The sequence below is a fragment of the Chitinophaga sancti genome (assembly GCF_034424315.1).
Taxonomy (GTDB): domain Bacteria; phylum Bacteroidota; class Bacteroidia; order Chitinophagales; family Chitinophagaceae; genus Chitinophaga; species Chitinophaga sancti.
Map to the genome: position 1 here is coordinate 3275008 of NZ_CP139972.1, position 24897 is coordinate 3299904.

The 24897-nt window shown below is 45.9% G+C and carries 22 protein-coding genes and 3 tRNA genes; 13 read left to right on the top strand and 12 right to left on the bottom strand.

Annotation, left to right across the window (positions count from 1 at the left end; all coding sequences use genetic code 11):
* Window positions 1-267: 267 nt before the first annotated feature.
* The 3 genes from U0033_RS12475 to U0033_RS12485 all read left to right on the top strand — a co-directional run bounded on the left by U0033_RS12475 (window position 268) and on the right by U0033_RS12485 (window position 3080).
* Complete coding sequence (locus U0033_RS12475; protein ID WP_072361087.1) at window positions 268-1155, top strand: class I SAM-dependent methyltransferase; 888 nt, start codon at window positions 268-270, stop codon at window positions 1153-1155.
* A gap of 4 nt (window positions 1156-1159) precedes the next feature.
* On the top strand, window positions 1160-1843 hold the full coding sequence (locus tag U0033_RS12480) for a type 1 glutamine amidotransferase (RefSeq protein WP_072361084.1): 684 nt from the start codon (window positions 1160-1162) through the stop codon (window positions 1841-1843).
* A gap of 280 nt (window positions 1844-2123) precedes the next feature.
* Window positions 2124-3080, top strand: a complete 957-nt coding sequence (locus tag U0033_RS12485; RefSeq protein WP_072361081.1) for a YpdA family putative bacillithiol disulfide reductase — start codon at window positions 2124-2126, stop codon at window positions 3078-3080.
* A 68-nt stretch (window positions 3081-3148) separates the two neighbouring features.
* Here U0033_RS12485 and murB read toward each other — a convergent pair whose 3' ends face one another.
* Window positions 3149-4165 (bottom strand): UDP-N-acetylmuramate dehydrogenase, encoded by a 1017-nt coding sequence (gene murB, locus U0033_RS12490; RefSeq protein WP_072361078.1) that lies wholly within the window; start codon window positions 4163-4165, stop codon window positions 3149-3151.
* 48 nt (window positions 4166-4213) lie between these two features.
* On the opposite strand from murB, the gene U0033_RS12495 reads away from it, so the two are divergent.
* A complete protein-coding gene (locus U0033_RS12495) occupies window positions 4214-4900 on the top strand; it encodes an NAD(P)H-binding protein (RefSeq protein WP_072361075.1) in 687 nt (228 codons plus the stop codon).
* Window positions 4901-5155: 255 nt separating this feature from the next.
* Here the strand turns inward: U0033_RS12495 and priA are convergent, their stop codons facing one another.
* From priA to U0033_RS12510, 3 genes are all read right to left on the bottom strand, one after another.
* Window positions 5156-7603 carry a replication restart helicase PriA gene (gene priA / locus U0033_RS12500; RefSeq protein ID WP_072361072.1) on the bottom strand — a complete coding sequence of 816 codons (2448 nt, stop codon included), beginning with the start codon at window positions 7601-7603 and terminating at the stop codon, window positions 5156-5158.
* Window positions 7600-8343: a lysophospholipid acyltransferase family protein gene (locus U0033_RS12505; protein WP_072361522.1), complete on the bottom strand. Its 744-nt coding sequence runs from the start codon at window positions 8341-8343 to the stop codon at window positions 7600-7602. The genes priA and U0033_RS12505 overlap by 4 nt, the downstream gene beginning before the upstream one ends.
* A gap of 140 nt (window positions 8344-8483) precedes the next feature.
* Window positions 8484-8921: a DUF4258 domain-containing protein gene (locus U0033_RS12510; RefSeq protein WP_072361069.1), complete on the bottom strand. Its 438-nt coding sequence runs from the start codon at window positions 8919-8921 to the stop codon at window positions 8484-8486.
* Between the two features lie 259 nt (window positions 8922-9180).
* Between U0033_RS12510 and mtaB the strand changes: the two genes are divergently transcribed.
* The 4 genes from mtaB (at window position 9181) to U0033_RS12530 (ending at window position 10876) form a co-directional block, all read left to right on the top strand.
* Entirely contained in the window at window positions 9181-10458 is a 1278-nt protein-coding gene (gene mtaB / locus U0033_RS12515) for a tRNA (N(6)-L-threonylcarbamoyladenosine(37)-C(2))-methylthiotransferase MtaB (RefSeq protein WP_072361066.1), read from the top strand.
* Between the two features lie 121 nt (window positions 10459-10579).
* A tRNA-Val gene (locus U0033_RS12520) sits at window positions 10580-10654 on the top strand.
* Window positions 10655-10688: 34 nt separating this feature from the next.
* Window positions 10689-10763: transfer RNA gene (locus tag U0033_RS12525), tRNA-Val, on the top strand.
* A 38-nt stretch (window positions 10764-10801) separates the two neighbouring features.
* Window positions 10802-10876, top strand: a tRNA-Val gene (locus U0033_RS12530).
* An 81-nt stretch (window positions 10877-10957) separates the two neighbouring features.
* Here the strand turns inward: U0033_RS12530 and U0033_RS12535 are convergent.
* Window positions 10958-11884: a S1C family serine protease gene (locus U0033_RS12535; RefSeq protein WP_072361519.1), complete on the bottom strand. Its 927-nt coding sequence runs from the start codon at window positions 11882-11884 to the stop codon at window positions 10958-10960.
* 445 nt (window positions 11885-12329) lie between these two features.
* Window positions 12330-14483 (bottom strand): cation:proton antiporter, encoded by a 2154-nt coding sequence (locus U0033_RS12540; protein ID WP_072361063.1) that lies wholly within the window; start codon window positions 14481-14483, stop codon window positions 12330-12332.
* A 130-nt stretch (window positions 14484-14613) separates the two neighbouring features.
* Here U0033_RS12540 and U0033_RS12545 point away from each other — a divergent pair, with 130 nt between their 5' ends.
* A complete protein-coding gene (locus U0033_RS12545; protein ID WP_072361060.1) occupies window positions 14614-14922 on the top strand; it encodes an ATP-dependent Clp protease adaptor ClpS in 309 nt (102 codons plus the stop codon).
* Window positions 14922-15590 carry a leucyl/phenylalanyl-tRNA--protein transferase gene (gene aat / locus U0033_RS12550; RefSeq protein ID WP_072361058.1) on the top strand — a complete coding sequence of 223 codons (669 nt, stop codon included), beginning with the start codon at window positions 14922-14924 and terminating at the stop codon, window positions 15588-15590. Before U0033_RS12545 ends, aat begins: the two co-directional genes overlap by 1 nt.
* A 41-nt stretch (window positions 15591-15631) precedes the next feature.
* Here the strand turns inward: aat and U0033_RS12555 are convergent, their stop codons facing one another.
* Window positions 15632-16549, bottom strand: coding sequence for a hypothetical protein (locus tag U0033_RS12555; protein WP_072361055.1), 918 nt, complete (start codon window positions 16547-16549; stop codon window positions 15632-15634).
* 298 nt (window positions 16550-16847) lie between these two features.
* On the opposite strand from U0033_RS12555, the gene U0033_RS12560 reads away from it, so the two are divergent.
* Both U0033_RS12560 and U0033_RS12565 read left to right on the top strand, forming a co-directional pair.
* The gene (locus U0033_RS12560) at window positions 16848-17507 is read left to right on the top strand and encodes a metal-dependent transcriptional regulator (RefSeq protein ID WP_072361052.1); all 660 of its coding nucleotides are present in this window, start codon (window positions 16848-16850) and stop codon (window positions 17505-17507) included.
* A 9-nt stretch (window positions 17508-17516) separates the two neighbouring features.
* Window positions 17517-19394 (top strand): Nramp family divalent metal transporter, encoded by a 1878-nt coding sequence (locus U0033_RS12565; protein WP_072361049.1) that lies wholly within the window; start codon window positions 17517-17519, stop codon window positions 19392-19394.
* Between the two features lie 176 nt (window positions 19395-19570).
* On the opposite strand, the gene U0033_RS12570 is transcribed toward U0033_RS12565, so the two are convergent.
* The 5 genes from U0033_RS12570 to U0033_RS12590 all read right to left on the bottom strand — a co-directional run bounded on the left by U0033_RS12570 (window position 19571) and on the right by U0033_RS12590 (window position 23439).
* Window positions 19571-20311, bottom strand: a complete 741-nt coding sequence (locus U0033_RS12570) for a LytR/AlgR family response regulator transcription factor (protein ID WP_072361046.1) — start codon at window positions 20309-20311, stop codon at window positions 19571-19573.
* Window positions 20289-21350 carry a sensor histidine kinase gene (locus tag U0033_RS12575; protein ID WP_143150727.1) on the bottom strand — a complete coding sequence of 354 codons (1062 nt, stop codon included), beginning with the start codon at window positions 21348-21350 and terminating at the stop codon, window positions 20289-20291. The genes U0033_RS12570 and U0033_RS12575 overlap by 23 nt, the downstream gene beginning before the upstream one ends.
* Window positions 21351-21396: 46 nt before the next feature.
* Window positions 21397-21747 (bottom strand): DUF4288 domain-containing protein, encoded by a 351-nt coding sequence (locus U0033_RS12580; RefSeq protein WP_072361043.1) that lies wholly within the window; start codon window positions 21745-21747, stop codon window positions 21397-21399.
* Window positions 21748-21764: 17 nt separating this feature from the next.
* On the bottom strand, window positions 21765-22505 hold the full coding sequence (locus tag U0033_RS12585; RefSeq protein WP_143150726.1) for a LiaF transmembrane domain-containing protein: 741 nt from the start codon (window positions 22503-22505) through the stop codon (window positions 21765-21767).
* A 235-nt stretch (window positions 22506-22740) separates the two neighbouring features.
* A complete protein-coding gene (locus tag U0033_RS12590; RefSeq protein WP_072361513.1) occupies window positions 22741-23439 on the bottom strand; it encodes an SGNH/GDSL hydrolase family protein in 699 nt (232 codons plus the stop codon).
* A 133-nt stretch (window positions 23440-23572) separates the two neighbouring features.
* Between U0033_RS12590 and icd the strand changes: the two genes are divergently transcribed.
* Window positions 23573-24838 (top strand): NADP-dependent isocitrate dehydrogenase, encoded by a 1266-nt coding sequence (gene icd / locus U0033_RS12595; protein WP_072361037.1) that lies wholly within the window; start codon window positions 23573-23575, stop codon window positions 24836-24838.
* Window positions 24839-24897: the final 59 nt, after the last annotated feature.

Sequence of the window (24897 nt, forward strand, 5' to 3'; positions counted from 1 at the left end):
TGCATTGCTTAAAAACCTTCTCCTTCAGCCAACAGCTGATTGTTTAATGAGAAAACATTCATGAAAGAGGGAATTCACCTACGGGCATGAAAGCCATTTTAAGAAAAAAGGACTCCTTTTGATTTTGCACGATTTAATTTGCCACTTTCCATTGCAAAATGAAAATATTCTTTACATTTATAAATCAAAATTTTCAACCAAATCTTGATTTCCCGAAGGCCTTATTTCCACGAATCAATGATTGTCATCCAATAAAATGTTACCAATATGAGACTGCTCCTCGCCAGCAGATCCGCCGCTTACCTGGCCTTATTCCGTGCCATTGCATCCAACAGACTTCCCAGCCAACGGCGTTACCTGTTTAATGACCCATTCGCCAAATATTTTCTGCCCCCATCACTTCGCATGATAGCCAGCCTTGCTGCTGTACCCGGTTTCAACTTCATCATCGGTAAGATCCTTGACTCCCGTTTCTCAGGCGCTCTCAGCTCCTGCCTGGCCCGAACGCGGCTCATAGATGTCATGATCCTGGAAACCATCCGGAACTTTGGCATCAATCAACTGATCCTCTTCGGCGCTGGTTACGATTGCCGCATTCACCGTCTCGATTTCAAAACCAAACTCGCATTTGTAGAAATTGATCATCCCCGCTTGCAGGACGCCAAAAGAAATGTACTGGAAAACCTGAAGAACAAACCCACAGAATTTATTGATTATATCCCCGTGGATTTCAGTAACCAACAACTTGAAACCACCATTCCGCACCACTTGCTAAAATCTCATTACAAGACATTACTGATCTGGGAAGGAGTCACTAATTCACTTACCATCCCTATTGCGGATAAGCTCTTCCAATATTTCAGTAAATTTACAAGCGGCACCAGGATCATTTTCATCTATATTGATGACAAAGTCCTTACCCACACGCAATCTTTTTTAGGCACAGCTATTTCACCCAAAGAATTACGGCAACACCAGGAGTCCTGGAACTTCGGAATGGCCCCTTCCAAAATGAAACAATTCCTGGAAGGGTATAATATGGAACTACTCTACGACGTTGATGCTGATGACTATAGGCATCTCTGCTTTGGCAAAAGCGCTGACAAAATGAATGGATTGGAATACTACCGGGTGGTAATGGCCGTAGTAAAATAACGTTATGCATATACATATTTTCATGCATGTGCCTTTTGAAGGCCCAGGATGCATTCTTGACTGGATTAATTTAAAGGCACACGACGTCACCTACACTCACTGGTATAAACACAGCACCCCACCAGCTGCTACAGATTTTGATTTTCTCATCGTACTGGGAGGACCTATGGGTATTCATGATGAAAGCGAATATCCCTGGCTGGCGGCAGAAAAAGCGATGATCAGACAAGCGATTCATGACGATAAACCTGTACTGGGTATCTGCCTGGGGGCACAGCTCATTGCGCATGTATTGGGGGCAAATGTGTATGCAAATGAACAGAAGGAAATAGGATGGTATCCAGTGCAGTTCAGTCCATCGTCTCCGGTCAAAGTCCTGCCACAGGAAATGACGGTGTTTCACTGGCATGGAGATACTTTCGATCTGCCTGCGGGAGCGGCGGGTTTTGCATCTTCGGCAGCAACATCGAATCAGGCCTTTGTGTATAAGGAGAAAGTGATGGCTTTGCAGTTTCATTTTGAGGTGACAACAGAGAACCTGGAGCATATGGTGCAGCACGGAGAAGAGGAACTGGTAGCAGCGCCGTACGTACAGGATAGGGGGCTGATACAGGATTTGTCAGTGTTTATACCGGAGAATAATGCCCTGATGTATGGGGTGCTGGATTACCTGGCGGATGCCAGGTAGTAATGAAGTAAGTGAATTAAGGAATTGAATGAAGCTGCTGCATTAAGTAACTGAACCAGGTAGCTACCGAATTAAATGACCTACTATTGAATAACTGAAATAGAAGCTGCTGCATTAAATAACTAAACCAGCCAGCTACCGAATTAAATGACCTACTATTGAATAACTGAAATAGAAGCTGCTGCATTAAATAACCAAACCAGCCAACTACCGAATTAAATGATCTACTATTGAATTAAATGGCAACAGGCACCCCCAATTATTTCGTAATTTTGCCCCCATGGAAAAGTACGATATCCTGATTGTTGGCGCTGGTCCTATCGGACTAGCCTGTGGACTCGCAGCACAAAAGGCCGGATTAAGCTACCTCATCATCGAAAAAGGCTGCCTAACCAACTCACTCTACAATTACCCGCTCTACATGACTTTCTTCTCTACTTCTGAGAAGCTGGAAATCGGAGGCATTCCCTGGGTGTCTATCAATGCCAAACCCATTCGCCCGGAAGCACTTGAATATTACCGCCGGGTAGCAGTAGCCAATAAACTGCATGTACGCCTCTTCGAAAAGGTGGAAAGCATTACACCGGGTTATACTATTAAAACAAGTAAAGAGACCTATACAGCCGATCATGTCATCATTGCCACCGGCTTTTATGACATCCCTAATATGCTGAATATTCCGGGCGAAGACCTGCCGAAAGTAACACACTATTATAAAGATCCTCATTTCTATGCTACGCAGAAAGTAGTAGTGATAGGTGCGAATAATTCTTCTGTGGATGCAGCACTGGAAACGTATCGGAAAGGTGCGGATGTAACAATGGTGGTCCGCGAAGGAGAAATTGGGAAACGGGTGAAATACTGGGTGAAACCGGATATTGAGAATCGTATTGCAGAAGGATCGATCAAAGTTTATTATCATTCTAACCTGAAAGCAGTCAGGGAAAGGGAAGTGGATATTCAGACACCGGATGGTATGATCACGATTCAGAATGATTATGTGCTGGCGCTGACAGGGTATCAGCCAAATTTCAGCTTTCTGGAAATGGCGGGGATAAGGCTGTCAAAAGATGAGAAACGGCATCCGCAATATAATCCGGAGACGATGGAAACGAATATGCCGGGGATCTACCTGGCTGGTGTGGTAGTTGGAGGAATGGATACTGCCATCTGGTTTATTGAGAATTCAAGAGATCATGCAGATAAAATTATCGCTAACATCTTACGCAACAAATAAGGTCAGGCTTCGGGGTGGCCTTGTATGCTCCGGCTAGCGCAGGAGCATACAAAGCCACATATTCCCAATTAAATGATATTCACCTCCCTCTCCAGCAGCACCCCAAACTTCGCCTCCACACTATCCAGCACCTGCTGCGACAAACCATATATCTCCCCTCCTTTCGCCTCCCCATAATTCACCAACACCAGCGCCTGCTTCGCATGCACCCCTGCATCTCCAGTTCTATACCCCTTCCATCCACACTGCTCTATCAGCCACCCAGCCGCCAGCTTAAACTGCCCGCCATCCACCGGGTATGCCACCACATTCGGAAACGCCGCCTTAATCCGCTCGTATTCCGCCAATGAAACCGTTGGGTTCTTAAAGAAACTTCCCGCATTCCCAATCTTTGCCGGATCAGGCAATTTAGAAGACCGGATATTAATCACCGCCTGGCTAATTGCCTGGATGCTCAGTTCCTGTACCCCCATTTCCTTCAGCTCCGCCTCTATAGCACCATAACTTGTATTAAACTGTGCCTGCTTTCTCAGTTTATAGGTGACAGAAAGTATGGCAAACTGCCCCTTATATTTATGCTTAAAAACACTTTCCCGGTACCCAAATGCACATTCCTCCTTATTAAAAGTCACAATAGACAGCTCCTCCAGGTGCAATGCCTCCAGGGAATAAAACGTATCCTTGATCTCCACCCCATACGCCCCGATATTCTGCATAGGACTCGCCCCCACATTACCAGGTATCAATGACAGGTTTTCCAGCCCTGCCCTGTTATGTTTAATGTTCTCCATTACAAACCCATGCCAGTTCTCCCCTGCTCCCGCTTTCACATATACATACTCCTCATCTTCTTTCACCACCTCAATTCCCTTTATCCCATTCTTCATTATCACCCCGTCAAAATCCCTTGTAAAGAGCACATTACTTCCTCCCCCCAATATCATATGTGGCAAAGCTTTGAATTGCGGAGCACTCAACAGTTCCCGCAACTCATCAGGAGTTGTAAAGGCAGCAAAATACCTGGTCTGGGCAGCTATGCCAAACGTATTATAAGGCCGGAGCAAAACATTTTCAGAAATCAGCATATGGTCGTAAATTTATAAACACACATTCCTGACAAAGATAATAAAAGCATGTCTCAAACAGCCGTAGTAATAGGAGCCACCGGCTTGACCGGTAGTAACCTGGTCACCCTGCTCCTGCATGATGATCGATTCAGCAAAGTAAAAGTACTGCTGCGTACTCCTTCCTTTAAGCAGCGCCCGGGCCTGGAACCGGTCATCGTAGACTTCAATGATGAGGAAAGCCTGGCCCAGGCGCTCACCGGCGATGCCCTCTTTTGCTGTATTGGCACCACTATCCGCCAGGCAGGGAGCCAGGAAAAATTCAGGGAAGTGGATTATAAGATACCGGTACGATGTGCAACTATCGCCCGCAGACAGGGAATGAAACAATTCCTGCTCATGTCCAGCATTGGTGCAAATGCAGTGTCAAAAAATTTCTACCTGCGCACCAAAGGTGAAACAGAGAATGCGATTATGGCCTTAGCCTTTCCGGGCTATCATATCTTCAGACCTTCTGTGTTGGTAGGTACGAGAAAAGATTTCAGACTGGGTGAATGGTTAGGTTATATCCTCACCAGTTTATTTTTCTTTTTCTTACTGGGAAAATGGAAGAAGTACAGGACAATTAAAGCAATTAATGTAGCCCATGGAATGATCTATGCAGCAGCGAATACGCCCAGTGGTGCGCATATTTATGAGTCAGATAAGATCAAGGAAATGGCAGAATGGGAGCAGGAACGGGCAATCAATCAATAAACATCATCCACATCAGCGTGGATTGATCACAGCATCCTGAAATGCTTTAATAAGCTGTCGTCGAACAGACTTATACATCAGCCCAGATCGATCACAGCATCCTGAAATGCTTTAATAAGCTGTCATCGAACGGACTTATACATCCGGCACGGATCGACCACAGCATACTGAAATACTTTAATAAGCTGTCATCGAACAGACTTATACATCAGCCCAGATCGATCACAGCATCCTGAAATACTTTATCCAATAAACTTATACATAATCCACATCCGGCACAATGAACACACTCCGGAATTGTTTCTCTGCCAATAATTTAATAAACGTTTCTTTCAGCAAATGCTTCGTTTGCGCGATCACTTTAGTATCTCTCGGTAACTTGATCATCATCTCCTGCAGGTAATAATTCCGCACCCTGCCTACCAGTGGTGCTGCCGGCCCTACTAAATGCGGGCCTATATGCGGCCTTAGCCAGTTAGCCAATACCAGGGCTGCCTGCTCTACCACCTTCTGGTCTTTATGTTTCAATGTCAGCTTCAGCAAACGGAAGAATGGCGGATACCCAAAGTTCTGCCGCTCCGCAATCTCTGCTGCATACATGGCCTTATAATCATGGATGGTGACGTAATGTAATATCGGGTGCTGGGTGCGGTAAGCCTGGATCAATACTTTCCCCTTGCCATGCTTACGGCCTGCACGCCCACTCACCTGTTCCATCAGCTGAAATGCCCTTTCATTTACCCTGAAATCAGGGAAACCCAGGAGGTTGTCCGCACTCAGGATGCCCACTAAACTCACATTCTCAAAATCCAGGCCTTTCACCACCATCTGCGTGCCCACGAGAATATCGATCTCCTGGTTCTCCAGCAACTGGATCATCTTATTATGGCTATCCTTGTTCCTCACCGCATCCATATCCATACGGGCAATGCGTGCTTTCGGGAACAATTCCTGCAAATCAGTTTCAATCTTCTCCGTTCCAAAACTCTTTGTGACCAGCGACTGACTTCCACAGGCCGCACAGGTATGTACATAAGGATAACGGGTACCACAGTAGTGACAGGTCAGCTGATCCTGGTACCGGTGATAGGTGAGTGATACATCACAATTCTTACACGTAGGAATCCATCCACAGGTAGTACACATCATAAATGGCGCATACCCTCTCCTGTTCTGGAATAGGATCACCTGTTTCCCCTGTGCGATGGTGCTATGTATCGCCTGAATTAACTGTGGAGAGAAATTCTCCTGCATCTGTTTTTCGGCCTGCGCCTTCTTCACATCCACAATCTCAATCTCCGGCATCTCAAGCCCACCAAAGCGTTCGCTCAGTTCTACCAATCCATATTTTCCCTGGCTCGCATTAAAATACGATTCCAGCGAAGGAGTGGCGGAACCTAGTAACACCTTTGCTTTAAACAAACCGGCATAGTAAATAGCCGCATCCCTGGCATGATAGCGGGGTGCAGGGTCCTGTTGTTTGTAAGAAGGATCATGCTCTTCGTCAAGAATGATCAATCCCAGTTCAAGGAACGGCAGTAAGAGGCTGGAACGCGCACCTAATAAAATACGTAGTTCGCCACTCTTTACTTTATGCCATATTTCTACCCGTTCATTGTTATTGAAACGGGAGTGATAAATACCAATCTTATTACCAAAATGCTTTTGCAGGCGACGTACAATCTGTGCGGTGAGCGCAATCTCCGGTAAGAGGTACAATACCTGTTTGCCACTGGCAATGTACTCTTCAATCAGCTTGATGTACAACTGGGTTTTACCGCTGGAAGTTACGCCATGCAGTAATGTCACCGGTTTCTGCTCAAAGCCTGTTCTTATTTCCCGCAGGGCCTTATCCTGTGCAGGGCTCAAGGTAAAATCTATCTGTACATCCACCTTGCCCCCACCGGGTACACGGTCTACCACTCTCTTTTCAATCCACACGATTTCTTTATCCACCAGGCCTTTCAGCTGTGCCGCAGAGGCACCGGATTTTTTGAGCAGTTCACTTTGCAGCACACTCCCCTGTGTCTTTACCAGGTGCAGGTAGGCCAGCAAGAGTTCCATTTGCTTGGGCGCTTTGCCCAGGGTATTGAACAGGTTAGCCAGTTCTTCCTCTGCTTCGTACCGGGCATGGAGCTGTACGTAGTTTTCTTTCTTTTCTTTATATACTTCTTTCAGCTCTTCGTACACCAGCAGTACCTGCTTTTCGATCAGTTTTTTGATCACAGAGTATACTTCTGACTTGTCGAGAATAAGCTGTACTTCTTCAATACGGAGTTCCTTGCGGATGTGCAGGGCTTCAGCAATCATGTACTCATCATCACTCAGGTCGGTGAAATCATCGCCATAAGCATCGTTGAAGAGCAATACTGTTTCGCTGGAGAGTTTGAGGTGTGCAGGCAGGGCGGCATTGAGCACTTCTCCTTCACTACACATGTAGTAAGATGCCAGCCATTCCCAGAAGGAAAGCTGTGTAGGATATACTACCGGATCTTTATCCAGCAGGTCCAGCAGTGGTTTGGTTTTATAATCAGGAGGTGCCAGTTCATGAATGGCCTTTACCACGCCGGCATACTTCTTCTGTCGGCCCAGGGGCACAGCTACGCGGCTGCCCACTTTCAGCGTGTCCAGCATATGATCAGGTACTGCATAAGTATAATTCTTAGGCAGTGCTAATGGAAGTATGACGTCGGCAAATTTCATCGGTAACTTAGCAATTCTTTTTCCATGATATCAAATACCTGTTGTTTCAATGCCGGCAAGTCGTCCATGGTCATACCTGTTACACTTACAGGAGGCAGGTATACGATGCGACAAAGGCCAGGATTGAGGTTTACTACTTTAGACTGAGGCAGGCGATCCATACAATCCAGGTATAATACGGGTTGCAGGGCAGTCTGGGTCTCGATCGCTATACGGAATGCTCCGTTATGAAAAGTTGTGAGTGGCTTATCGGTATCGTTGGTGGTGCCTTCGGGGAAGATGAGGATGGATACTCCTTCCCTGATGGTGGCAATCAGTTCACGCACACTTCTGGAGCGGGCTTTAGCATCAGAACGGTCTACGGCTACAACAGCATGCTTATAGATAAAACCAAAGAGGGGTATTTTCTGCATCTCTATTTTTCCGAGGGGGCGAAAAGGGAGGCGCATCACACCTACTGCCAGTGCGGCATCGAGGTAGGTACTGTGGTTTACGACGTAAATAAAAGGTGTTTTGTCTTTACGGTCGTATTTATAAATTCTTTTAACGACGATTCCCACAGCAGGAAACCAGGTGCGTGACCAGAACCAAAGGAAATAGTAGATAACATTTCCACCTCTGATTCTACCTAAAAAGGAGGCAAGGAAGATAAATGGAAGGATGAGTAACATGACCCCTACAAAGACGATCGAGGCATATAAGATATACACCCATTGAATTGGTTTTAGCAAAAGCTTCATGATTATTGCCTGTCGGTTTTTTGTCAGATGCAAGCCTGAAATTTACAGTTAATTGTGTAAAGATGGTGAATTTTTATTTTATGATAATGCCTGCAGCAGGTAAAGAATTTACCGCCGGCACTATTATAACCAAATGATAATCAGTGGCAATCACATTGCCATTCCTTATCCAGGTCGATGCAGGTCACGACTTTGGTTTCTCCGTTACAGGGGGCGAACACGATACGCAGGTGTTGGCCGTCGTCGGAGTAACCTTCCAGTGCATAGGTAGGGCAAGGCAGATCTCTTGGATTTGACTTGTCAGTGTTTATTTGTCCCGTTTCGAGAATTTCCGCCACTTCATGTTCGGTGATTTGCCGGCAATCCATACGGCAGCGGGCATGTTTAGTGTAGGTAAGGCGTGCATGCCTGTCAAGATTGGATGGGTCATTGACCGGGTTCGGTAATGTTCGCTCCACGGTTCCTGGCCTGTTTACCTGCGGGCGGTGTAACGGACCTTTCCACCATTGCTGTTGCCAGGCTAAAAGTAATAGCAGCGCCAGCAACACCATTGGAATATACTTACCTTTTGATCTCATAGTGTCTCACAGTTGCTTAAAGATTGCATCTTCGCAGGGCAAGCTATACATTTTTAACAATATATCCCTAAAAATTACCCGAATCCCCCGGGCTGTGAGGGTCGGCAACTGCCCGGAAATTGGCCATGGGCCTGCGGGCGGCTGAATGAATTTCAAAATGCTTCCCGCTTCTCCAACTCTCATAAAAAGGAATTACCTTTGCGGGTTTGGTAGCAGGCCATTCCGGCTGCTACCCTTAGTGGACAAAGTAATTGAAACGATGACAACAGCGAAAACAGTAGCTTTTCATACACTCGGCTGTAAGCTGAACTTTTCCGAGACCTCTTCTTTGAGCAGGTTGCTGGAGCAGGATGGCTTTGTGCAAACAGATTTTGAGGGGCAGGCAGATGTGTATGTAATTAATACCTGCTCTGTAACAGACAATGCCGACAAGGAGTGCCGTTACCTGGTACGCCGTATTCAGCGCAGGGCGCCGGAAAGCCGGGTGGTGATCACCGGGTGTTATGCACAGCTGAAACCAAAAGAAATTGCAGAGATCGAAGGAGTAGACCTGGTACTGGGTGCTGCTGAAAAATTCAACCTTGTTGAGCACCTGAAGAACCTGACCAAGGGCGACAGCGCAAAGATCTGCAGCTGTGACATTGAGCAGGTGAATATTTTCCACGCATCTTATTCTATGAACGATCGTACCCGTACCTTCCTGAAGGTGCAGGATGGTTGTGATTATACCTGTTCATTCTGTACCATTCCGATGGCGAGGGGTAAGAGCCGCAGTGATTCAATTACGAATGTGATGGAACAGGTACAGCAGATCGCTGAAAGCGATGTACGCGAAATTGTACTGACCGGTATTAACCTGGGTGATTTCGGGAAAGGACTGCAGGGTGGTAAGAAGAGAGAGGAGACCTTTTTTGAGCTGATCCGGGAACTGGATAAAGTAGCAGGCATCGATCGTTATCGCATCTCTTCAATAGAGCCGAACCTGCTGAGCAATGAGATCATTGAGTTCGTGGCGAACAGTCAGCGCTTTATGCCGCACTTCCATATTCCATTGCAGAGTGGCAGTAATGATATCCTGGGCATGATGCGCCGCCGTTACCGGAGAGAGTTGTATGCAGAAAAAGTAGCTTTGATCAAACAGTTCATGCCGCATTGTAGTATAGGGGTTGACGTGATAGTGGGTTTTCCGGGAGAAACGGATGCACATTTCCAGGAGACCTATGACTTTTTGCATGCGTTGGATGTCGCTTATTTCCATGTATTTACCTACTCTGAAAGAGCGAATACCGCAGCGCTGGAAATCCAGCCTGTAGTGCCTGTGCACGTACGTAATGAGCGCAATAAGATACTGCGTAACCTGAGTCATAAGAAGGCGCAATATTTTGCATCACAGCATGAAGGTGAAACGAGGAAAGTGTTGTTTGAAAAGTTTCATAAGGATGGTGTGATGGAAGGATATACGGACAATTACATCAAGGTAACAACGCCTGTTAGAGCCGAATGGGCTAATAATATAATTGACTGGAAACTTAGTTAGGGAGCGGATTTCAGAGGATAGAGAACATTTTTTTTGAAACTTTTTTAAAAAAAATTTGGCAAAATAAAACAATTTTCTACCTTTGCAATCCTCTCAGACGAGAGAGACACAAAAACGAAAAGGGAGTTTAGCTCAGCTGGTTCAGAGCATCTGCCTTACAAGCAGAGGGTCGATGGTTCGAATCCGTCAACTCCCACCTCTTCAAAAGTTCTTTCACATTACCATTAATTGGGAGTTTAGCTCAGCTGGTTCAGAGCATCTGCCTTACAAGCAGAGGGTCGGCGGTTCGAATCCGTCAACTCCCACTTTTTCGAGAATGTCTTATAAATGGTAATTTAGTAATGGGAGTTTAGCTCAGCTGGTTCAGAGCATCTGCCTTACAAGCAGAGGGTCGATGGTTCGAATCCGTCAACTCCCACAAAAAGCCTTAGCAATTGCTAAGGCTTTTTTGTTATCAGGAGGTTTCGGATAGTATGGCGCAGGCCAATTCGTTTTATATTTAATCTCCTTTTTCCACCGGCGTTATCCGCAACTCCTTCATCTCATTCCCCCTGATCACTTTCAAAAACTGCCACTGCCCAATCTTCTCCTCCGTCAGCATTTTAAAAAACTGATCTGCCGTCTCCACCAGCTGATCCGCAAAGCCCACAATAATATCGCCATCCATCACCCCTGCCTTCGCTGCCGGACTACTCCTCTCCACCTGCGTCACAAACAATCCCTGCCTGTTCTTCACTTCATGCATCGCCCGTAACCTCGGCACAAGATCCACCTGCTGCATTGCCACCCCGATGTAAGCCCGCTTCACCTTCCCAAAACGAATTAACTGATTTGCGATCGATTTAGCCGTGTTTATACTAATAGCAAAGCATAATCCCTGCGCCCCATTAATAATCGCTGTATTGACCCCAATAACGGCACCATCGCCATTTATGAGCGGCCCTCCGGAATTACCAGGATTTAATGCAGCATCTGTTTGAATCATGCTATCCATCATCAGTCCATCAGCGCCTCTTAACGATCGCCCTAATGCACTGATGACACCAGCAGTCACCGTATGCTGAAAACCCAGGGGATTACCAATTGCAATAACAAGCTGCCCGATCCTGAGTTCATCAGCATCTCCAAATGGCACCGTTGTCAACTCTCCCGCTTCTATTTTTAATACCGCTAAATCTGTCGCAGCATCCTGTCCTGCAAGATACGCGGGGTAAGTCCTCCCGTCCTGCAACATTACTTTCAAATGAGTGGCCCCTTTTACGACATGACTATTCGTAAACAGATACCCATCTGAAGAAAAAATAAAACCGGAACCCGAGCCACCCACAACCTCGCCACGGGAACTGCGCTCCAGTCTTTCAATTTTTACCACCGCCGGACTTACTTTTTCCACGGCTTCGATAATTACCTGAGAATATGTGTCCATGCCAGGGAGGAGATCAAATACCTTACCCCGGTGCATCAGCAGACAAGGTGGCAGGCAAAAAGGGATTAAGAACTGACAATTCAGCTTAGCTGGTTGTTCCTTCTTCCAATTTGCAGGAAGTACCTTATAGAATTACAGTGAAGACCCGAAGCTTATGTATCTCTAAAAGATCATTACAAGATCACTAGAAGGTCACCTCAATATCCAAAGGATATACAAGTGACCTTCTAGTGACCTTGTAGTGTTGGAAAAATGAAAAAGAGGGAGCGAATCTTGCCTGGCTTCATATCAGTTTTTGGGGGAAATTTCAGTAGTTACTTTGAGCATTTTCTATCGTTTCATTGAAGCCCTTTATCCATTCAACCCCCACTTATCGCTTCCCCAAAAAGAGAGGGGTCATTGCAAAGAAAAAAATACCCCGTCTCGTTGAGACGGGGTAAAAAACTTACTTCCTCCTGAAAATCTTCTTCATGGCTCTACCCAGTTTCGAGAGATTGGCCAGCTGCTCCTGGATAGGCCGCAAGGTCAGATCCTCCGGCTGTATGCCAGGTTCCATGTATTCGATCTCTGTCTGTTCAGGATAGATCAGGATCACATTGTTATTGGCAAAATACTTTGAAATACGGGATGCCAGCCCTTCCAGCGAAGGGCGGTAAGATAGCGTGCCTTTGCGCGCCGCTACCACTATCAGCAGGTCGTTCCGGGTTGTTTCATATGCCAGTGCCGGCAGGTCTACGAGATCATGCCAGAGTTTGAAACCAATATCCACTGTTTGTTTCAGGTTGCGCACCAGTTCTTCTGTAAACTTTTGTGTTGCCCCTTCACAGTAGATCATTAGTTTTCCACCCACCTGCTTACTTAACAAAAACATTTTTTGCATATAATGAGCAAAACCTATTTCATACTCGGCATTGCGTGGCAATACCAGCACGATCCGGCGTGTTGCATTTAAAGGAAAAGAGAAATCACATACATACAAATTCTCCCATACACTCTGCAACACATTATCAAGCGTAGAACCGAAGATAGAACCAAAGATCCTGTCAGTAGCACTGGTCTTATCGGTCCAGCCAATGATCACATCAGTAATGCCCAGTTCTTTCGAAGCGCGGGCAATGCCATCAGACACGTTCAGGTCAATACGCGTTACCACCTGCACCTTGCTTTCGGTAGCGGCAGCATGGGCCACCACGGCTTCCATCATCCTGTTCGTCTGGGTCATGCGGGCCTTTGCTTCTTCATCGTCCTGCACGACTGCCAGCGGGTATACCGGCGTCTTGGCATTCGGATCTTTGATCATCACGGCAAAGTCCAGCATCGCTTCCATCTTATCAGGGTTAGCGATAGGAATCAGCATGCGTTCTGTCACCAGGTCTGCTTCCGGTTGTTTATCGGCCTCGATGATAGCCAATTTACGACCGGCACTTTCTGTCACGAAACTACCCACCAGGCAAGTGATCAGAATAAGAATGACGGTGCCATTCAATACGTTTTCGTTGATGATCCCCATATTGAAACCAATGAGGATAATAGCGATGGTAGCTGCAGCATGTGCACTGCTCAGGCCAAAGATCACATGTCGCTGCGGCAGGGTATATTTAAACACAAGCTGGGTAAAAGTAGCAGCCAGGTATTTACTGACCAGGGCCATTACTGTGAGCACGCCTGCAATCATCAGTGCTTCCGGACCTCTGAGCAATACACGAAGGTCTACCAACATGCCCACACTGATCAGGAAAAATGGTATGAACAATGCATTTCCCGTGAACTCAATCCTGTTCATGAGCGGGGAAGTATGCGGGATGAGCTGGTTCAATGCGAGGCCTGCCAGGAAGGCGCCAATGATCCCTTCCACACCGGCCATCTCAGCCAGGAAGGCGGCCAGGAAAACCATGCCCAATACAAAGATGAAATGTGAAGTTTTGTCGTCTTTGATCTTCTTAAAAAACCAGCGGCCTATCATCGGCATGATCCACAATACGATCGCTGCAAATACCGTCAGACTGACACCCAACCTGATCCAGAATTGCTGGTTCAGGTTGCCGGCAGCGGCCCCGGTAATGACAGCGAGAATGAGGAGTACGGCTGTATCAGTTATGATCGTACCGCCAACGGCAACGGTCACTGCTTCATTCCTGGTAATACCTAAACGGCTGGCCAGGGGGTAGGCCACCAGCGTATGGGTAGAGAACATACTGGAAACCAGCAGTGTAGCCATAAAGTTGAAATGCAACAGGTAATGGCAGATCACGAACCCGAGCACCAGCGGTATGAAAAAGGTAAAGGCCCCAAAAACAAGACTCCTGTGCTGATTTTTTCGAAACTCCGTCATATCCAGTTCAAGGCCCGCCAGGAACATAATATAGAGCAGGCCGGCCTTGCCGAACAGGTCGATACTTCCTTTTTCAATTATCTTAAATCCATGATCACCAATGAGCATACCGGCCAGGATCAATCCTATAATACTGGGAATCCTGAACTTACGCAGGATAATCGGTGCCAATAGGATAATGAATAGTACCAGGGCAAAAATGGGTACAGGATCTTTGAGCGGTAAACTTATATCAATCAACAATTTAGTGCCATTCATTCCTAACATAGTTCCAGTTTTCGATGTTCACAATAATAATGATAATCAGTGAGATTGTTATCCCGGATAAAATGGGGGTCAGTTTAATTTTAAAACCCAATTCTAAGCTGTATTTTTGTGCAAATTTATAATTCCGGATATGAGCCAGCGTCAGCAAACAGGCACACACACCAAAGAGTGGGAAGATGTGTTGGTAGCAGAGGATGAACAATTTCCATACAGTCTCATCGTGTGGAACGATGAAGTAAATACTTTTGACTGGGTGATCCAGTCCCTGATGGAAGTATGCGGCCATTCACAGGAACAGGCTGAGCAATGTGCATTGATCATACATCACAATGGCAAGTACGCTGTGAAGCAGGGTGAATTTACAGACCTGCGCCCCATGTGTGAAGCCTTACTCGATAGAGGAATTAGTGCCACTTTAGAAGAAGCTGTTGAAAGCTAATGCCTGTCTTTTACCTCACAGAAGAGCTGATTTTCCCTCCCGTCAATTTAGCAGATGAAGATGGTCTCCTTGCCTATGGGGGAGATCTTTCAGTAGAACGATTATTGCTGGCTTACCAGGAAGGGATATTCCCATGGTATAACGAGCCGCCTATCTTATGGTGGAGCCCGGATCCCCGGTTTGTATTATTTCCTGATGAGTTGAAATTGAGTGCCAGCATGAAACAGGTGCTGAAGAAAGGTATTTTTGAGATTACGTTTGATAAGGATTTTGCGGGGGTGATAGCGGGGTGCAGGGAGTCTCCGCGCAAGGGGCAGGATGGTACCTGGATAACGGAAGAGGTAGCGGATGCGTATACAGCATTGCATAATGAAGGGTATGCACATTCAGTGGAATGCTGGCAGGGTGGCGACCTGGTAGGAGGATTTTATGGCGTGATGCTGGGGAATTGTTTTTTTGGAGAGTCTATGTTTGCGAAGGCGACTAATGCATCGAAGGCAGCGTTTGTGACCTTTGTGCAAAGAGCGGCCGTGTTGGGGGTGAAGGTAATAGATTGCCAGGTATATACGGAGCACCTGGCGAGTTTGGGGGCGAAGTTTATAACAAGGGAGGAATTTTTGGGGATCATAAATGAAAACCATTTTCAAAGAAAAAAGGGCCGGAAATAAATTCCAACCCTTATTATTCAAATCTATTTTAATTCCAAAAACTATTTCTTCTTTGTAAACCCTCCTTCAAATAAACAACGCACACCTCTATAAGCCCCACATCCACCAATTTCCTTTATCGTCAGTTTAGTTCCGGAGAACTGGAATGCAATCCCACACTCTGTATCCTTGTCCTGAAATTCACCTTTGTTAGCAGCAGTGAAACGACCTGTACCTGAAATCTCTCCTTTACAACCTGATTCCTTCGCGAAGGAAATAAAGAACAGGAAAGACTTCGCATCCTTGCCATCACGGATAGACACGATACTGTTTTCGCCGGATGCATAATCAGCAGAAAATTTATTTTTCTTAGGCAGTGTATCAATCGGGTTGAAGAGCTGACCAGGAATCGCTTCGCCGGTAGAGTTGGTCATGATCAGGGAGCTCGTACCATCGGCTTCTACAGAGTAGAAGTTTTCGGTAGTAGCGGTATGTCCGGGCGTTACTTCTGTCTCTGTCGTGATCTTCAGCATCTCTTTGCTGTCGATGGAGAAGTATTCCCTTTTATTTTCCCTGCCGCCTGTTTTGGCTACCTGGATGCGGTTCAGGTAATGATCTTTTTTATCAAAGACGCAGAGATAAGCAGCGGTGCTGTTTTTATCTGCGGCCTTAATAACGAGATAATTGATCTTATCACCGCTAAAAGATGCTATTGGATAGTAGCTCACCTTGCGGGAAGGGAAGTCTGCCTTCGCCAGCGTATCGACCAGGAACTGGCTGATAAGGGCGGTGTCGATAGCGGAGGAATCGCCTGCTGCTTTATTGAGTGCTTCAGGGGTCAGTTTGTAAGGCAATTTGCTGTCAGCAAATGACTGACGGAATTCTTTAAAAGTAATTGCATCAGCGCCTGATTTCTTGCCACCAGATTTGCAGGAGGCGAAAAGTCCAAGTGCTAATGCTGCTATCAACAGCTTATTCATGCTTATTTGCTTGTTTATAATGTCCGAAAAGTTAAAGAAAAAAATGATATGAACAATTGTAAAGGGCAAAATTGGGATTTTTTATCGACTATTTAGGGGAAATTTCGGACTTATATAAGTATAAAAGCATCTCTGGCGATGTTTAAATTCATGACCAGGGATGTATACATCCATCTTTCTGCATGTTTATATTCATCTGCAGGGATTCATAGACCTATTCTAACAGCGCGATTTAACACCACCACTTGCATTTTTCCAATAAATTATTTAGATTTACCTAAATTTTATTTTTAGCAACATGAATTTGTCGATCGCAGAGGAAAACTACATCAAGTCCATTTATAAATTAGAAGAAGGAGGGGAATCTGTCAGCACCAATGCACTGGCCTATGAGCTGGATACCAAACCCGCATCGGTGACCGACATGGCAAAGAAGCTAAAAGAAAAGAAACTCATTGCTTATGAGAAATACCAGGGCATCAACCTAAGCAGTGAAGGTAAAAAGGCCGCCCTGCAAATCATACGCCGGCACCGCCTCTGGGAATGTTTCCTGGTAGAAAAACTAAGTTTCAGCTGGGAAGAAGTGCATGAACTTGCTGAAGAACTGGAGCATGTACGCAGCGAAAAGCTGACCAACCGCCTCAGTGAATTCCTGGGCAACCCGCTGATTGATCCACACGGAGACCCGATCCCCGATGCACAGGGTAAAATGGGTAAGCCCCGTGTGCAAACCAGCCTGCATAAAGCAAAAGCCAACAGGCTTGAAGTGATGGCCGTCTCGGATAAGTCTACTGCTCTTCTCGAATTTCTAAATACAAAAGGTGTGCGCTTAGGCACGCAACTTGAAGTCATAGAACGATATGAATTTGACAACTCTATTGAGATAAAGATAAAGAACCAGCCAGCCTTTACCATCAGTGAACAGGTGGCAAAAAGCATTATGGTAAAGCCGATTTAAGCTAATTTTATGAACCATCAGCACACATCCCTTGGCGAAGTACATCAGAGTGTAGACACAACCGTAACCAGCTCTGGCCGCTGGAAAAAAATGCTAGCCTTCTTTGGACCTGCCTACCTCGTAAGCGTAGGTTATATGGACCCGGGTAACTGGGCCACGGACCTGGCCGGGGGCAGCCAATACGGATATACCCTGCTATGGGTATTGCTCATGAGTAACCTCATGGCACTTTTATTACAATCTCTCAGCGCAAGATTAGGTATTGTACGCGGGCGCGACCTGGCCCAGGCTAACAGAGAAACGTATCCTCCCGGTGTCAACTTCATCTTATATATCCTGGCGGAAATCGCCATCGCTGCTACTGACCTTGCAGAGGTCTTAGGTATGGCCATCGGTATCCAGTTATTAACGGGTTTACCTTTGCAATGGGGCGTGAGCATTACAGTGTTCGATACCTTTTTGTTACTGGTATTGCAGCGATATGGCATCCGGAAAATGGAGGCTTTCATTATTGCACTGGTAGCAATTGTAGGGCTATCTTTTCTGACAGAACTCATCATGGCAAAGCCTGTGATGAGCGAGGTGGTGACAGGTTTTGTGCCGCGTATACCAGATAATACAGCCTTGTATATTGCAATTGGGATCATTGGTGCCACGGTAATGCCGCATAACCTGTACCTGCATTCTGCATTGGTGCAAACGAGGAAAATAAGGCAGGATGAAGCGGGTATTAAACAAGCCCTGAGATTAAATTTTATTGATAGTGCAATTGCATTGAATCTGGCGTTCTTTGTAAATGCGGCGATATTGATCTTAGCGGCAGCAGTGTTCTTTAAATCAGGGCAAACCAATGTGGCAGAAATACAGGATGCCCACAAACTGCTGGAAGGATTGCTGAGTAATAAATGGGCGCCGATCCTGTTTGCGATTGCCTTGATTGCTGCGGGTCAGAGTTCTACAGTTACAGGTACCCTGGCAGGGCAGATCGTCATGGAGGGATATCTGAAACTCCGCATCAATCCATGGTTGAGAAGATTGCTGACAAGGTTGCTGGCTATTGTACCCGCACTATTGGTGATACAGATTGCAGGTGCTGATAAGGTGGGAGAATTACTCGTGTTTAGCCAGGTGTTGCTGAGTTTACAATTGGGTTTTGCAGTGATACCACTGATCCATTTTGTGAGTGATAAAAAGACAATGGGGAAGTTTGCAGTGAAGGTGCCGGTGAAGATCCTCAGCTGGTTGATTACAGTAGTGCTGGTGTACCTGAATACGCGCATGGTGTTTACAGAAGCCATGCATTATATGGAAAGCGGTGGTTCTATCTGGGTAGATATTATTATTTCGGTATTGGGAATTGGCTTTGTGGTGTTGCTGTTCATTACAGTGTTTTATCCGCTGGCTACGAAGTATGCTGCGAAGAGTACGACGAATATACATCCTGCCACTGCCGTATCACTGGAGAATATTAAGATCCCGCAGTATAATAGGATTGCATTGGCGCTTGATTTTAGCAGGGATGATGAAGCGATTATTGCCAATGCCATTGCACACGGGAATGAACATACGAGGTATTTATTGATCCATATTGTGGAGAGTGCTTCTGCGAGGTACCTGGGAGGCGAATCGGATGACCTTGAAACGAGGAAGGATAAAGAACAGATGGAAACGTATGTGCGCCTGATGAAGACTAAAAATCTGCAGGCGGAGGGGTTCCTGGGGTATAGGCACAGAGCGGAAGAGATTGTAAGGATCGTGAAGGCAGAGAAGGCGGATTTTTTAGTGTTAGGTGGACATGGGCATACAGGGATTAAGGATTGGATTTACGGTGAAACGACTAACCAGGTGAGACATAAAGTGAAGATACCTGTGTTGGTAGTGCAGTAAATAAAAACGGATTGCGAACTACGTACTACGATGAAAAAAGGCAATCGTAATACATAATTCGCAATCCGGTTAATATGTTTGGCAGGCTTAGCTTTCCGGCAACGGCATTTGAAATTTAAAAGAAATTCCCTTGCGGGATTTTAATTCAAAATGCTTTCAGCGCCGGCACTTGTTTGCTACAGCCCGAGTGATGATTTCAATTTTGGATACCCCGTCTTACTCACCGGCACCTTTGCCCCACTCTTCAGCATCGCCAGGTGATTTTCTTTTTCATAAGGTTCTATTCTCGTAACCTGGTTTACATTCAGGATATAAGACCGGTGCACTCTTGCAAACTGCTGCATATCTAAGGTCTTCTCGAAGAAAGCCATTGTCTTATTCTTCAAAAAGGCACCTTCCTGCGTTACTATCTTCACATAATCATCTGCCGCTTCGAGGTAATGGATATCCTGTACAGGTATTATTTTAATCTTGCCATTGATCTTCACTACTACCCTATTACTCTGCAGGGGCGATGCAGCGGCCGTTTCCAGCAATGCATCTGTTTGTACGGCTACTGTTTCCTGTCGTTTTTCCAGCCATTTCTGCAAGGCTTTGTCAAAGCGTTCTTTTGAAAACGGTTTCAGTAAATAATCTGTTGCATTCACTTCAAATGCCCTGATTGCATGTTCTTCAAAAGCAGTTGTAAAGATAACAGCAGGCAATTCTTCCACCAGTTCCAGCATCTCAAATCCATTGATCTTTGGCATCTGCACATCCAGGAATATAATATCCGGCTGGTGTTGCTGTATAGCTTTTAATCCTTCAAATCCATCATTACATTCCTGTAATAGTTGTATCTGCGTATAAGTACCGAGGTATTCTTTTACGATCTCCCTGGCCAATGGTTCATCATCAATTATTACTGCTTTTATCATAGCGTTGCGGCACTTTAATCAGTGTTGTGTAAATATTGTCTTTTGCTGTTGTTTCCAGCAGGTCCTGTCTTGCAAAGAGCAGGTACAATCTTCTGCGGATAGAGGTCAATCCAAAGCCTGTACCAGTAGGTTTTTGCTGCATACTGCCATCATATGGATTCTGCACCTGTATGTAAAGCAGCTCATCTTTTGCCCATGCCTGTATCGTGATCGTGATTGCTTCTGTGGTATCATACAATCCATACTTGATGGCGTTTTCTACAACCGGCTGCAATAGCATGGGTGGTATCAGCATTTTTTCCAGCTCCTCTCCTGCTATCACTTCGGTGCTTAAACGATGTCCAAAGCGTACTTTTTCTATATCCAGGTACCACTGTAAGTATTGCAGTTCTTCCGGCAGCAGGATCCATTGCTGATCCTCTCTTTTCAGGGTACCTCTCAGAAAATCACTGAGCTTTAGTACCATTTCTCTTGCCTGCTGCGGGCGCAATGCGATCAGGGCATTGATTGAGTTCAGACTGTTGAATAAAAAATGCGGTTGCAGTTGTTGTCTGAGTTTATACAATTCTGCTTCGCGTGCTAATCTTTCGGTGGCCTGCTTCCTGGAAATCTCCTGTCGTTGTTCTTCCAGATCATACCAGTAGAGGCTTTTGAATGCTACGCCGGTGATTAGTAACCAACCAAAAAGGAACCTGACAGGCATTGCAAAATGCATCCATTCCAGGTAAAGAATATTGTTCTGAAAGGTGTATTGCAGTGCCCAGGTACTCAGCGAAATCCAGATCAGGGTCTGTGAGGTGGAAAAGCAGAGTACGAAAAAGACCTTTCCTTTTTGTGGCCTGTAATAGGCCAGGCTATAACTGATGGTCAATGCTGCCAGTGCCAGAAATCCAATGTGGATACCGCTGTCAACCCAGGCAATGGAATCTGGAAAGTGAAACCAGAACTGGAGCAATACGGCCTGCACGATCAGTGATACATATCCTGTGGCAGCGAAGGACCAGCGAAACGATTTATCTGATATGAGTTGACTTGCCAAAGTTGTATGTTTGTTAGAATGTACATTCTATTGTGAAATGTTACACTTAGTTAGCATGTACATCCATCGCTTCGTTCAACTGCGCTGCTCTAACCTGCAACCATGAAATATAAGCGTTTGGGTCTCCGGGTTCTTCTATTCTTGAATACAATTCCATTCCATCATCCAGGGTGTCCAGGCTATTGATTTCGGGTACGTTGATAAAGCGCCATTCTACCAGTTCCTGTTTTTGGTTTCTGAAAGAATATTGTTCCTGTTTTCCGAGTTCACATGCCCTGTGCCAGGCTTCCTGTTTGCTGTGGGCACTGATCAGGCGCAGTTGTTCATCGAACTGCGGTGTATGAGTGCCTTTGCCAGTGATGATCTGGTATACGATCTTGGCTACAAACCATTGCATAAATTTAATATTTAGAATCAGCTATAACTTTTTATTTCGATGCCGCCGAATACGCAGCTGCCTTTGATCATGAGCACCTTGTTAGGGTTGCTGCCAAGGAGTTCGATCGGGCGTTTGTCTTCTACGCCGCCGAAGACGCTGTTGGTCATGATCTTTACTTCCCAGTTGGAAGGTACTACCAGTTCTACGCCTCCGAATACACACTGGCAATTGAGTTCTATTGCGCCGTCAAAGTCGGCCTGCAGGAGGTTTACATCGCAACCACCAAAGACTGTGGAGATACGGCCTCCTTTGAATTTCTTGGATACGATGAGACGGTTTTCGCCACTGAAAAGGATCTGTGCATTGATGTAATCTTCATCTACGGGATACAGATCCGGTACTACCTTGGTATCAGCTTCGTTCAGTGATTTCGGGTTTGGCGAGGGCCGGAATATGATGAAGAGCAGACCTACTATGATTAAGACGACCGGCCATATAAAACGGTCAATGTCGAATGGCAGGAAGAAATATTCTTTGACCATGAAAATGGCACCTACTGCGATCATGATAACACCACCTACGTTTTTGAATTCACTTTTCACCCAGAGGATGAGGCCAATACCCATGACCAGCATCTGCCAGGATACGATCCAGCGGGGGATGTCGAGATCGAGGTTGTGTAATAAGAGGAAAACGCCTACCAGGAGGATCATGAAACCTCTCATGGCTCCGTGCTGTTCGTGTCTTCTTCGTCTGTATAAGTCTTTATTTCGCATTGTTTGTTTTCATTTACGATACAAACTTAGGAAGGATGGCGCGGATGGGAAAGGGGGTTTAGGTTAAAATTGGGGGGAGGGCGGTAAGCGGCAGGAAAAACTCGGTGAAATTGCTATTTGGTATTAAATGGGTGATAAAAAGCGCTTTCACCTTCGGCAAAAGCGCTTTTTATGGGGCGGGGAGGCCTGCGTCCGGCTGTAAACCGGAAGCCCGAACACGCGGGCAGGCTATCACTTAATATGCTGGTGGAGCGAGGATTCCCTTTATGATAATGGACAATTTTGCTGCCCACATTCCCATTTCCTGTCCTGAATAATGTAGCTGATCCTTCGTCAGTAAACTAGGTGCATCCTGCATTACATCGCGGGTATCCGGTGTGATATTCAGGTATTTCGCCTTATACTTCTTTGCAATTGCTTTATTGGCCTCATTATACAGGTCTATCTGCCCGGCAATTTCATCCCGGTCACGGCCTTCGGCATAGGGGGTTACGCCCCAGTCAGGCACGGAAATGACTACTACATGGTTTGCTTTTCCACCGGCATAGCTGATGGCTCTTTCGAGGAGTTTCGTAAACCAGGGAGTGTAACTATCTACCGGAAAGCCCCTATACTGATCGTTCACGCCTATCAGGAGGGTCACGATATCATAGGTTTCATTGATAGGATTTGTAGTCAGCTCTTCGTTGAGCTCGATGGTGGTCCAGCCGGTTTTGGCCACTATACGGGGTTCTGCCACTTCTATCCCGCTATTCTTCAGGATTTTAACGGCCTGAACCGGGAAACGTTCGTTTTCGCCTACCCCTTCGCCAATGGTATAACTATCGCCCAGGGCCAAATATGTATACACGGCTGTATCGTTTGGAGCTGTCATGGATGTTGCTTTTACCTGAAAGGTGAGGAACAAAAATGAAATTAAAAATAATTTGGTCATAGGGATTGTTTTTAAACTGTTAGCGCCTTCCTGGTAGAAGAATCGCCGCTTTAACATTCTGTTTCGGTCATTAATTAGTACCTTTGCGCTCGAATAATTTACAAAATTACGAACACGTAAAGAAACTAGTTTTATGCCGGCAGAAAAAATATCAATGACCAATGGCCAGTTATCGGTACCTGACAATCCCATTATTCCTTTTATTGAAGGTGATGGTATCGGGCCGGATATCTGGGCTGCCAGCGTGCGTGTATTTGACGCCGCTGTCGAAAAGGCCTATGGTGGAAAAAGAAAGATAGAATGGAAAGAGGTACTGGCGGGTGAAAAAGCCTTCCAGCAGACAGGTGAATGGCTGCCAAAAGCAACGCTGGATGCCTTCAAAGAATATCTGGTTTCTATCAAAGGTCCGCTGTCTACCCCGGTAGGTGGTGGTATCCGTTCCCTGAACGTAGCAATGCGCCAGGAACTGGACCTGTATGCCTGCGTACGCCCGGTACGTTGGTTCGACAAGGTACCTTCACCTGTTAAGCATCCTGAGAAGGTAGACATGGTCATTTTCCGCGAAAACACGGAGGATATCTATGCCGGTATCGAATATATGTATGGTACTCCGGAAGCTGAAAAGCTGCTGAAGTTCCTGCAGGAAGAAATGGGTGTGAAAAAGATCCGTTTCCCCGAAACTTCTTCCCTGGGGATCAAGCCGGTTTCCAAAGAGGGTACTGAGCGCCTGGTACGTGCAGCTCTTAAGTATGCACTGGAAAAGAAACTGCCTAGCCTGACCCTGGTACACAAAGGGAATATCATGAAATTCACCGAAGGTGGTTTCAAAAACTGGGGCTATGAACTGGCAGTACGTGAGTTCGGCGAGCAGGTGTACACCTGGGAACAGTGGGAAGCAACCAAGAAAGAGAAAGGTGAAGAAGAAGCTAATAAAGAACTGGCTGTAGCCATTGCACATAAGAAACTGGTGGTCAAGGATGTGATCGCTGACAACTTCCTGCAGCAGATCCTGCTGGCACCACAGGATTATTCAGTGGTAGCTACCCTGAACCTGAATGGTGACTATATTTCTGATGCCCTGGCAGCTGCTGTAGGTGGTATCGGTATCGCACCTGGTGCGAATATCAACTACCTGAGTGGCCACGCAGTGTTCGAAGCTACACACGGTACTGCACCACGCTTTGCAAATACCAATACCATGAATCCAAGCTCTGTGATCCTGAGTGGTGTGATGATGTTGGAATATATGGGTTGGAAAGAAGCTGCGAATATGATCGTTCAGGGTCTGAGCACAGCTATCGCGCGTAAGCGTGTTACTATCGACTTCTACAAGTTGATGGATGATGCAACCCTGGTGAAAACCAGCGAGTTTGCTGATGAAGTAATTAAGCACCTGTAACCAGGTTCAGTTTATAAGTCTTTTTAAGGGGCTGGCTAAGAAGTGATGAGCTTTTTAGC

Coding starts and splice junctions, on each gene's coding strand:
- U0033_RS12475 (WP_072361087.1), top strand. CDS start 268: ATGAGACTGCTCCTCGCCAGCAGATCCGCCGCTTACCTGGCCTTATTC.
- U0033_RS12480 (WP_072361084.1), top strand. CDS start 1,160: ATGCATATACATATTTTCATGCATGTGCCTTTTGAAGGCCCAGGATGC.
- U0033_RS12485 (WP_072361081.1), top strand. CDS start 2,124: ATGGAAAAGTACGATATCCTGATTGTTGGCGCTGGTCCTATCGGACTA.
- murB (WP_072361078.1), bottom strand. CDS start 4,165: ATGCTGATTTCTGAAAATGTTTTGCTCCGGCCTTATAATACGTTTGGC.
- U0033_RS12495 (WP_072361075.1), top strand. CDS start 4,214: ATGTCTCAAACAGCCGTAGTAATAGGAGCCACCGGCTTGACCGGTAGT.
- priA (WP_072361072.1), bottom strand. CDS start 7,603: ATGAAATTTGCCGACGTCATACTTCCATTAGCACTGCCTAAGAATTAT.
- U0033_RS12505 (WP_072361522.1), bottom strand. CDS start 8,343: ATGAAGCTTTTGCTAAAACCAATTCAATGGGTGTATATCTTATATGCC.
- U0033_RS12510 (WP_072361069.1), bottom strand. CDS start 8,921: ATGAGATCAAAAGGTAAGTATATTCCAATGGTGTTGCTGGCGCTGCTA.
- mtaB (WP_072361066.1), top strand. CDS start 9,181: ATGACAACAGCGAAAACAGTAGCTTTTCATACACTCGGCTGTAAGCTG.
- U0033_RS12535 (WP_072361519.1), bottom strand. CDS start 11,884: ATGGACACATATTCTCAGGTAATTATCGAAGCCGTGGAAAAAGTAAGT.
- U0033_RS12540 (WP_072361063.1), bottom strand. CDS start 14,483: ATGTTAGGAATGAATGGCACTAAATTGTTGATTGATATAAGTTTACCG.
- U0033_RS12545 (WP_072361060.1), top strand. CDS start 14,614: ATGAGCCAGCGTCAGCAAACAGGCACACACACCAAAGAGTGGGAAGAT.
- aat (WP_072361058.1), top strand. CDS start 14,922: ATGCCTGTCTTTTACCTCACAGAAGAGCTGATTTTCCCTCCCGTCAAT.
- U0033_RS12555 (WP_072361055.1), bottom strand. CDS start 16,549: ATGAATAAGCTGTTGATAGCAGCATTAGCACTTGGACTTTTCGCCTCC.
- U0033_RS12560 (WP_072361052.1), top strand. CDS start 16,848: ATGAATTTGTCGATCGCAGAGGAAAACTACATCAAGTCCATTTATAAA.
- U0033_RS12565 (WP_072361049.1), top strand. CDS start 17,517: ATGAACCATCAGCACACATCCCTTGGCGAAGTACATCAGAGTGTAGAC.
- U0033_RS12570 (WP_072361046.1), bottom strand. CDS start 20,311: ATGATAAAAGCAGTAATAATTGATGATGAACCATTGGCCAGGGAGATC.
- U0033_RS12580 (WP_072361043.1), bottom strand. CDS start 21,747: ATGCAATGGTTTGTAGCCAAGATCGTATACCAGATCATCACTGGCAAA.
- U0033_RS12585 (WP_143150726.1), bottom strand. CDS start 22,505: ATGCGAAATAAAGACTTATACAGACGAAGAAGACACGAACAGCACGGA.
- U0033_RS12590 (WP_072361513.1), bottom strand. CDS start 23,439: ATGACCAAATTATTTTTAATTTCATTTTTGTTCCTCACCTTTCAGGTA.
- icd (WP_072361037.1), top strand. CDS start 23,573: ATGCCGGCAGAAAAAATATCAATGACCAATGGCCAGTTATCGGTACCT.